10 protein-coding genes are annotated in these 9,690 nt (G+C 63.8%); 9 read left to right on the forward strand and 1 reads right to left on the reverse strand.

Annotated features, from left to right (window positions below):
* Window positions 1–42: 42 nt before the first annotated feature.
* From JNC62_RS14155 to JNC62_RS14185, 7 genes are all read left to right on the forward strand, one after another.
* Complete coding sequence (locus JNC62_RS14155) at window positions 43–831, forward strand: formyl transferase (RefSeq protein WP_374839768.1); 789 nt, start codon at window positions 43–45, stop codon at window positions 829–831.
* Between the two features lie 111 nt (window positions 832–942).
* On the forward strand, window positions 943–1,245 hold the full coding sequence (locus JNC62_RS14160) for a virulence factor (protein ID WP_374839660.1): 303 nt from the start codon (window positions 943–945) through the stop codon (window positions 1,243–1,245).
* Window positions 1,238–1,819, forward strand: a complete 582-nt coding sequence (locus JNC62_RS14165; RefSeq protein ID WP_374839661.1) for a methylenetetrahydrofolate reductase C-terminal domain-containing protein — start codon at window positions 1,238–1,240, stop codon at window positions 1,817–1,819. The genes JNC62_RS14160 and JNC62_RS14165 overlap by 8 nt, the downstream gene beginning before the upstream one ends.
* A gap of 3 nt (window positions 1,820–1,822) precedes the next feature.
* Window positions 1,823–2,917 (forward strand): methylenetetrahydrofolate reductase, encoded by a 1,095-nt coding sequence (locus JNC62_RS14170; protein ID WP_374839662.1) that lies wholly within the window; start codon window positions 1,823–1,825, stop codon window positions 2,915–2,917.
* Window positions 2,918–2,993: 76 nt separating this feature from the next.
* Window positions 2,994–3,956, forward strand: coding sequence for a methyltetrahydrofolate cobalamin methyltransferase (locus JNC62_RS14175; protein ID WP_374839663.1), 963 nt, complete (start codon window positions 2,994–2,996; stop codon window positions 3,954–3,956).
* Between the two features lie 344 nt (window positions 3,957–4,300).
* Entirely contained in the window at window positions 4,301–5,584 is a 1,284-nt protein-coding gene (locus JNC62_RS14180; RefSeq protein WP_374839664.1) for a cystathionine gamma-synthase family protein, read from the forward strand.
* 239 nt (window positions 5,585–5,823) lie between these two features.
* The gene (locus JNC62_RS14185) at window positions 5,824–7,866 is read left to right on the forward strand and encodes an ASKHA domain-containing protein (protein ID WP_374839665.1); all 2,043 of its coding nucleotides are present in this window, start codon (window positions 5,824–5,826) and stop codon (window positions 7,864–7,866) included.
* Between the two features lie 174 nt (window positions 7,867–8,040).
* Here JNC62_RS14185 and JNC62_RS14190 read toward each other — a convergent pair whose 3' ends face one another.
* On the reverse strand, window positions 8,041–8,958 hold the full coding sequence (locus tag JNC62_RS14190) for a LysR family transcriptional regulator (protein ID WP_374839666.1): 918 nt from the start codon (window positions 8,956–8,958) through the stop codon (window positions 8,041–8,043).
* Between the two features lie 116 nt (window positions 8,959–9,074).
* Here JNC62_RS14190 and JNC62_RS14195 point away from each other — a divergent pair, with 116 nt between their 5' ends.
* Window positions 9,075–9,284, forward strand: coding sequence for a hypothetical protein (locus tag JNC62_RS14195; protein ID WP_374839667.1), 210 nt, complete (start codon window positions 9,075–9,077; stop codon window positions 9,282–9,284).
* Between the two features lie 106 nt (window positions 9,285–9,390).
* The gene (locus JNC62_RS14200; RefSeq protein ID WP_374839668.1) at window positions 9,391–9,603 is read left to right on the forward strand and encodes a hypothetical protein; all 213 of its coding nucleotides are present in this window, start codon (window positions 9,391–9,393) and stop codon (window positions 9,601–9,603) included.
* Window positions 9,604–9,690: the final 87 nt, after the last annotated feature.

A 9,690-nucleotide genomic window follows, 5' to 3' on the forward strand; every position in this document is an offset into this window, starting at 1 on the left:
TTTGTGGCGACAACCAACCCTTCATTCGGCATCCCCTCGCAGATGCCTGATGTCCCGACCACCATGGGAGCGCGTGTGGTCGTCCTGACCCAGGGCGGGCCCAATCCGGAAATTCTGATCAACACCCTGAAGCGTCACTTTCCCGATCTCGTGGTGATTGAAGAAGCGCCGGAATCGAAGAAGCGGATGTTGCGGCAGAAGGCGCGCCGGTTCGGTTGGCTGCAAGCCATCGGCCAGATGGCAACGATGGCGGTGTCGAAATTCGGCAAGCCCTTCACGCGCACGCGGGCACAGGAGATCATCCAGCAGTTTCATGTCGACCCGCAGCCGGATCCCTCGCTCAAGCGTTTTCAGATCGACAGCGCGAACGGACCGGATTTCCGGCGGCTTATCGATGAGCTGAAGCCGGCGGTCCTCTTTCTCGTCAGCTGCCGGCTCCTGACGCGGTCGGCCCTCGAAGCAATCCCGTGTCCCGTGCTGAATTTCCACGCCGGCATCAACCCCGCCTATCGTGGCCAGCAGGGCGGCTACTGGTCGCGAGTGATGCGGGACGAGGAGAATTTCGGTGCCACCGTCCACCTGGTGGACGCAGGAGTCGACACCGGCGATGTCCTCTTCCAGGTACGGGTTACGCCCTCCACAAAGGACACGATGCACACCTACCCGCTGTTGCTGACGGCGGCCGGAACCAGCATCGCCGTGCGCGCGGTCGGCGCGGCCCTGTCGGGCAACCTGCGCCCGCAGGAACTGAAGACCACGAAGTCCCGGCAATGGTATCACCCGACCATTTGGACATGGGTGTGGAACGGGATCACGCGGGGCATCTGGTAGATTTTCCCACCGGTCAATTTCGACGTCGCTTTTGAGCGAGGCCCGGTCGTGGCGAGTGCAGCCCGTGTGCCCGGTCTGGAAGCATTGTCGGGGCCGAGGAGAACATTCCAAATGGCTGACCGCATCATCGTCTACTGGCGCGACATCCCCGCCCAGGTCATCATCAAGAAGGGTCGCACGACCGCCAAGCGCGAGCTATCGTTGCGCTTCACCGAGGCGATCGACATGTGCGCCATGCGCACCGGCGCCGCCGAAACCGACGACTATCTCGCAGAGTGGCGCAAGGCCGATCCGGTGCCCGTTTCCGACGATCTCGAGGCGGAGGCCGACAGCGCGGCCGCCGAACTCGAGGCCGCCTACGACCGTGAGCGCCTCGTCGCTCTCGTGAAGGCGGGGGGTCGCGAAAATGGCTGAGCAACGGCAGATGCCGGGAAATGCCGCGGCGGCGACCAAGGCCAAGACCGGCGCCTTCACGCCGGCCGGCGTGTCGCCGAACCGGCGCTCGCGGAGCAAATACACGGTACGACTGTGGTCGGTCCGCCATTCGCGCTTCTTCGAGTGGTTTTACAACCGCTTCGCCGCAGCCTTCCTTCTTTTGCACCCGGTGTGGAAGTTCTTCGGCTATGAGCGCGTCGAGCGGCCGATCACCTTCGTCGAACGGCACGTCAAGGGCTTCCTGTTCGACTGTCGCATGTGCGGCCAGTGCGTGCTGTCGTCCACGGGCATGTCGTGCCCGATGAACTGTCCCAAGCAACTGCGCAACGGCCCCTGCGGCGGTGTGCGGGCAAACGGCAATTGCGAGGTCGAGCCGGACATGCCCTGCGTCTGGGTGCAGGCGTGGAAGGGCTCGCAGAACATGGCGAAGGGAAATGCCATTATGGACGTGCAGAAGCCGGTGAACCAGTCGCTGCGCCAAACCTCATCCTGGCTGCGCGTGACGGCGGAAGCCGCCGCGGCCGGTGAAGCCGCAGCCGGAAAGGACGCCTGAACCATGGCCCAGAGAGACGAGAACCCGCTCGGCGCGCACCTGCCGCTCGATCCCCTGCCCGGCCACTCCTCGCTCGGCCGACTGGAACGCGTGCTGCGGCGCGGCGAATTCGCCGTCACCGCCGAGCTCAATCCGCCCGACAGCGCCAATCCGGAAGACGTCTATGAGCGCGCGGCGATCTTCGACGGCTGGGTCGACGGCATCAATGCGGTCGATGCCTCCGGCGCCAACTGCCACATGTCGTCCGTCGGCATCTGCGCGCTTCTGACCCGCATGGGCTACGCACCGATCATGCAGATCGCCTGCCGCGACAAGAACCGGATCGCCATCCAGGGCGATGTGCTCGGGGCCGCCGCCATGGGGGTTGCCAACATCATGTGCCTGACCGGCGACGGTGTGCAGGCCGGCGACCAGCCCGGCGCCAAGCCGGTGTTCGACCTCGACTGCATGTCGCTGCTCGAAACGGTGCGCATCATGCGCGACAATTCGAAGTTTCTGTCCGGGCGCAAGCTCACCTCCCCGCCCAAGGTCTTTCTCGGCGCGGCGATCAATCCCTTCGCCCCGCCATATGACTTCCGCCCCTATCGGCTCGCCAAGAAAATCGAGGCGGGGGCGCAATTCGTGCAGAGCCAGTACTGCTTCGACGTGCCGATGTTCCGGGAATACATGAAGAAGGTGCGCGATCTCGGCCTGCATGAAAAATGTTTCATTCTCGTCGGCGTCGGCCCGATGGCCTCTGCGAAAACCGCGAGGTGGATCCGCTCCAACGTGCCGGGTATCCACATTCCAGATTCCGTGATTGCCCGCCTCGAGGGCGCGCAGGACCAGAAGAAGGAAGGCAAGCAGCTCTGCATCGACATCATCAACGAGGTGAAAGAGATCGAAGGCGTTTCCGGCATCCACGTCATGGCCTACCGCCAGGAGGAGTATGTCGCCGAGATCGTCCATGAATCCGGCGTCCTGAAGGGTCGAAAGCCCTGGAAGCGCGAACCGCACCCCGTCGACCAGATGGTCGCCGAACGGATCGAGGCGGTGCGCGAGGGCAAGGAACAGAACCAGCAGGAAATGGCGGAGATCGCCGCCCAGCACACCCATTGACGCGGTCGCAATCGAAACGCGCCGCCCCGTAACCACATTCCCGCGCGAGTCTGCGCACCCGAGCAGAGGACAATTCATGACCCGTACCATCGTCGCTTCCGCCACCCGCGAGATCGTCATCGGCTTCGACCAGCCCTTCTGCGTGATCGGCGAGCGCATCAACCCGACCGGCCGCAAGAAGCTCGCCGCCGAGATGATCGAAGGCAATTTCGACACCGTGATCAAGGACGCGCTCGAACAGGTCGCCGCCGGCGCCACCATGCTCGACATCAACGCCGGCGTCACCTCGGTCAACCCGAACGAGACCGAGCCGGGCCTGCTGGTTAAGACGCTCGAGATCGTCCAGGGCCTCGTCGACATCCCGCTGGCGATCGACAGTTCGGTGACCGCCGCCATCGAGGCCGGCCTGAAGGTCGCCAAGGGGCGGCCGCTGGTCAACTCGGTTACCGGCGAGGAAGAAAAGCTCGAGGCGATCCTGCCGCTCGTCAAGAAGTATGACGTGCCGGTCGTTGCGATCTCGAACGACGAAACGGGCATCTCGATGGATCCGGACGTGCGCTTCGCCGTCGCCAAGAAGATCGTCGAGCGTGCCATGGACCACGGCATCAAGCCGGAAGACGTCGTCGTCGACCCGCTCGTGATGCCGATCGGCGCGCTCGGCGACGCCGGTCGCCAGGTCTTTGCGTTGCTGCGCCGGCTGCGCGAAGAGCTGAAGGTCAACACCACCTGCGGCCTCTCCAACATCTCCTTCGGCCTGCCGCACCGCCACGGCATCAACTCCGCCTTCATCCCCATGGTGATCGGCGCCGGCATGACGTCCGCGATCATGAACCCCTGCCGTCCGCAGGAAATGGAAGCCGTGCGCGGCGCGAACGTCCTCAACGGCACCGATGCGAACTGCACCAACTGGATCATGACCTACCGCGACCACAAGCCGGCCGCGGAGGGTGGCGCAGCAGCCTCTGCCGCACCTGCCCCCGCGGCAGGTCGCCGTGGTGGCCGCGCTGCCCGCGCCGGTGCGGGCGTAAGGGCTGAGTAGCCCCAACCCCGTCGCCGCGATGAAGCAGTTGGCAGGTCCCGCTTGCAGCGTGATCCTGCGGTCATAATGCGTGAAAGCGGCGGTATCGGCCCTTGCCGGCCTGATGCGCCGCTACCAATCCGGTCGCCCGCGCCGCCCTCGGCATTGGCGGCCGTTTGCGTGTCTTGCTGGTCGACACGGAAGGGTGACAGCGTGAGCCCGCTTCCTCCTAAGGTAACGGTCGCGCGGCGCAGCCGAAAGTTGCAGGGACTATGTTTGCGGCGCATGATTTCGCTCGCAATTTTCTGTGTCCCCTGAGAAGCTAAGACCATGCGCTGCCGCGTCGACGCCGAAGGGAGACTTGCATGACTGCTCCTCGCCCGCCCAAGACCCGAATCGGAAACCACGAACTCCATCCAGAAACGCAAATGCTCAACTACGGCTACGATCCGGAGTTGTCGGAGGGCGCGGTCAAGCCGCCGGTGTTTCTGACCTCAACCTTCGTGTTCCGTTCTGCCGAAGAGGGGCGTGACTTTTTCGACTACACCGCCGGACGCCGCGAGCCGCCGGCCGGAACCGCGAGCGGTCTTGTGTACTCCCGCTTCAATCACCCCAACAGCGAGATCGTCGAGGATCGTCTTGCCCTCTACGAGCGGACGGAAAGTTGCGCCCTCTTCTCCTCCGGCATGTCGGCCATAGCCACGACGCTCCTGGCCTTCGTCCGCCCGGGCGACGTCGTGCTGCACTCCCAGCCCCTTTACGGCGGCACCGAGACCCTGTTGGCCAGGACGATGCTCAACCTCGGCGTCGACGCCGTTGGTTTCGCCGATGGCACGAACGAGTCGGCACTGCGGACAGCCGCCGATGAGGCGATGCGGAAGGGCCGCATATCCGTCATCCTGATCGAGACGCCCGCCAATCCCACCAATAGCCTGGTCGATATCGCGATGGTCAGCCGTCTTGCAGACACCGTCGGCAAGAGTCAGGGGCATCGACCAATCGTCGCCTGCGACAACACACTGCTCGGGCCTGTGTTTCAGCGTCCTATCGAACATGGTGCAGATATCTCCCTCTATTCGCTGACCAAGTATGTCGGCGGGCATTCCGACCTTATCGCCGGCGCGGCACTCGGCGCGAGAACGGTGATGAAACCGGTGAAGGCGCTGCGCGGCGCGATCGGCACCCAACTCGACCCGCACTCCTGCTGGATGCTCGGCCGTTCGCTCGAAACCCTGTCGATCCGCATGGAGAAGGCGAACGCCAATGCGCAGGTGGTCGCAGACTATCTGCGCGATCACCCCAAGGTCGAAACGATCCACTATCTCCCGTATCAAGATCCTGACGGCCCGGCCGGCAGGCTTTTCCAACGCCAATGCAGCGGAGCGGGTTCGACCTTCTCCTTCGACATCCGGGGCGGGCAGCCGGCGTCCTACCGCTTCCTGAACGCCCTGCAGATCTTCAAGCTCGCAGTCAGCCTGGGTGGGACGGAATCGCTTGCAAGCCACCCGGCGACCATGACGCATTCCGGCGTGCTGGTGGAGGTGCGCCAGCGCATCGGCGTCTTGGATTCAACGATCCGCCTGTCGATCGGCATCGAGCACCCGGACGACCTGATCGCCGATCTTGCCCAAGCGCTTGACCTGGCTTGAAGCGCCTGGTCTTGCGCCTGCAACGCCCGGCGTCCCTTGCAGATCCTTTGGCCTTTAGACGCCTTCGCCTGCGGAAATGATGCTGGCAGATCTTTGCATGTCGGGATTTGACAACTATCAGGCAGCGTTCCGGTGCAGTCTGGTAGCGTTTACCCATGCTTCGGTCCCCCGACAGAAGCGGCTCTGACGAAAGACGAAGCAGCATGCGCATCGATGGCACATCCGAAAACGAGACAAACATGAGCGAAGCCGCGCAGAAGAACCCTCTCGTTCTGTTCATGCCGTCCGGCAAGCGCGGCCGTTTCCCCGTCGGCACCCCGATCCTCGACGCCGCACGCCAGCTCGGCGTCTACGTCGAAAGCGTCTGTGGCGGGCGCGCCACCTGCGGTCGCTGCCAGATCGAGGTGCAGGAAGGCAATTTCGCCAAGCATAAGATCGTCTCCTCGCTCGACCACATCTCGGAGAAGGGACCGAAGGAGGAGCGCTACGAGAAGGTACGCGGGCTGCCCGATGGCCGACGGCTCTCGTGCTCGGCCCTGATCCTCGGCGATCTCGTCGTCGACGTGCCGCAGGATACCGTCATCAATGCGCAGGTCGTGCGCAAGGCCGCAACCGACCGCGTCATCGAGCGCAACGCCGCCGTCCAGTTGTGCTATGTCGAGGTGGACGAGCCCGACATGCACAAGCCTCTTGGCGACCTCGACCGCCTGAAGCTGGTGCTGGAAAAGGATTGGGGCTGGAAGGACCTGCTGATCGCACCGCATCTCATCCCGGAGCTCCAGGCGATCCTGCGCAAGGGCAACTGGGGCGTCACCGCCGCGATCCACCGCGACATGGACTCCTCCCGCCCCTTCATCGTCGGCCTCTGGCCGGGCCTGAAGAACGAGGCCTACGGCATTGCCTGCGACATCGGCTCGACGACGATCGCCATGCATCTCGTCTCGCTGCTGTCCGGCCGCATCGCCGCCTCCTCCGGCACCTCGAACCCGCAGATCCGCTTCGGCGAAGACCTGATGAGCCGCGTCTCCTACGTGATGATGAACCCGGATGGCCGCGAAGCGATGACGAAGGCGGTCCGCGAGGCCGTCAACAGCCTGATCGGCAAGGTCTGCGACGAAGGGCAGGTCGACCGCCACGACATCCTCGATGCTGTGTTCGTCGCCAACCCGATCATGCACCACCTGTTCCTCGGCATCGACCCGACGGAACTCGGCCAGGCACCGTTCGCGCTCGCCGTCTCAGGCGCGCTGCAATATTGGGCGCATGACATCGACATCGACGTCAACCGCGGCGGACGCGTCTACATGCTGCCCTGCATCGCAGGCCATGTCGGCGCCGATGCGGCCGGCGCCACGCTCGCCGAAGCCCCCTACAAGCAGGACAAGATGATGCTGCTCGTCGATGTCGGCACCAACGCCGAGATCGTACTCGGCAACAAGGACCGTGTCGTCGCCGCCTCCTCGCCCACCGGCCCGGCTTTTGAGGGCGCGGAGATTTCTTCCGGTCAGCGCGCCGCACCCGGCGCGATCGAACGCGTTCGAATCGACCCCGTTTCGCTCGAACCGCGATTCCGCGTCATCGGCGTCGACAAGTGGTCGGACGAGGAAGGCTTTGCCGAAGCCGCCGCCTCCGTCGGCGTCACCGGCATCTGTGGATCGGCCATCATCGAGGTGGTGGCGGAGATGTACCTTTCCGGCATCATCTCGGAAGACGGCGTCGTGGACGGCTCGATGGCGGCGCGAAGCCCGCGCATCATTCCGAATGGCCGCACCTTCTCCTATCTCCTGCACGATGGCGAGCCGCGCATCACGGTCACCCAGAACGACATCCGTGCCATCCAGCTCGCCAAGGCCGCGCTCTATGCCGGCATCAAGCTGTTGATGGAGAAGCAGGGCATCGACCATGTCGACATGATCCGCTTCGCCGGCGCCTTCGGCACCTTCATCGATCCGAAATACGCGATGGTGCTCGGCCTGATTCCCGATTGCGATCTCGCCGAGGTGAAGGCGGTCGGCAACGCCGCCGGGACCGGCGCGCTGATGGCGCTGCTCAACCGCGACCACCGCCGCGAGATCGAACAGCAGGTCAACCGGATCGAAAAGATCGAGACGGCGCTCGAGAGCAATTTCCAGCAGCTCTTCGTCAACGCGATGGCGATGCCGAACAAGGTGGATGCCTTCCCCAACCTCTCCACCGTGGTCACGCTACCGGAACGCAAGGTCCTGGCGGACGCCGAAGGCGGTGAAGGCGGCGGGCGCCGGCGCCGGCGCAGCCGCGAATAGCGGCGCAACTGTTGCCGCGCGGCTGTCCGCGACAGCCGCGCCTTCAGTGGGGTTGCGATCGCTGGGAGCACTAGACCGGCTCAAGCATGACGTCTGCATGGTCGTGCAGCGACGCGCGGCGCGACCGTTCAGCCGGTACGCCGCGGCGGGACCAAGGCTTGACGTGCGGGCGTCTCAGCACGCCAGCGGCAGGATCTCCTTCGGGCTGCGCTCGAAGCGTGCAAAGGCTGCGCGGATATAGTCGGCCACGGCAAGCGCCGGCGCTGCCGCATCGTCCCCCACCACCATGCCGATGTGGTAGTACCCAAGTTCCGGCAGCCCATCCTTCACGCCGAGCGCCACCATGTCGTCCTGCACGAGGAAGCGCGCCAGGGGGGCAACGGCAAGGTCGGCCCGGATTGCCGCGCGCTGGCCCATGTGATGGGCGCAGAAGTAGGCCACACGGAAATCCCGTCCCGATTTGCTGAGCTCCTCGAGCGCGCGCGCGCGCCAGATGCATCCCTCCTCCCATACGGAGACAGGAAGCGGGTTCTTGAGGTGAGCCGTGCCGCATTTCTTGCCGGCCCAGACCAGTTGTTCTTTCAACAGGATCTCGCCGGGAACCGTCGCAGCATTTTCGCTCGAATTGAAGATCGCCAGATCCAACCGGCGGTCCGCCACCGCGCGGCGCAGGTTTCCACTTGATTCGATCGAGACGTTGACGGCGATCGACGGGAAGGTCTCGGCAAAACGGCGAAGAACTTCCGGCAGGATCAATTCGCCGACGTCATCGGGAGCACCGAGGCGCACGACGCCGTTCATTTCGGGCATCATGAAGCGCGCGACGGCCTCGTTGCTGAGCGCAATCAACCGACGCGCATAGGAGAGCAGAACCTCGCCGTGATGGGTGAGCACGACCGAGCGGGCATCGCGCCGAAACAGCATGCAGCCCAGCATCTCCTCGAGCTTCTTGATCTGCATCGAGACCGCCGACGGGGTACGGTGCACGGTTTCGGCGGCCGTCGTGAAGTTTCCAGTCTCGGCGATCGCGACGAAGGTCCTGAGAATGTCGAGCTCCAGCAGCGGGAGCGTCTGGCGCAGCATCACGTTCATGGCATCCTCCGCTATCAGATTATCTGATCCATTACCTCATTTCATTTCGTTTGATTGAATACTGATATGGCGCGATAGTCAATCCATCGGAACCTGATCGGTAAAGGATATGGGCCATGACCGCAGGAAAATCACATGCAAACGCCGCTCCGTTCGCCCTTCGAGCCGTCGGCAAAGGTTTTTCTCTCACAATCCGGCAATATCTCGATGCACGCGCCGCCCGTCGCCGTCAGCGGCAGAGCGAATACGAAATCGCCAATCTTCCGCCGGAACTGCAACGCGACATTGGCTGGCCGGAGGCTCGATATTCACATGACAAAAACTGATGAAACGGATCAAATATATGCGATTGATTGATGAGTGAGGTCGCGCCAATCTGCTTGCACGGGTCGCGACCTCTCGAATCCTCCCAAGATCGAAAGGAACCTGAACATGACAAGCCTTTCATACATTCATGACGCGCCAGGCGGACGCCACGTTCGCGACTCGTCATGGCGTGGCCTCGCCGACCGGCTCGCCAGCGCATGGCGCCACCACCGCGATGAGCGCGAACTGGAAAGCCTGCCCTTCGACATTCGCAAGGACATCGGTTTTCCGTCCGCCGACGAAGAAACAATGACACTGCACGCCCCCAAGTCGGAATGATGGCACGCCGCCCGCAAACTCCCGAGACGACGGCGTCCAATCGCCAGGCCTGAATGCGCAAGGACCGGCCTGGCGATTTGTCTTTGC

The organism is Mycoplana ramosa (genome assembly GCF_041930185.1).
In the GTDB taxonomy this organism is placed as follows: Bacteria; Pseudomonadota; Alphaproteobacteria; order Rhizobiales; family Rhizobiaceae; genus Mycoplana; species Mycoplana ramosa.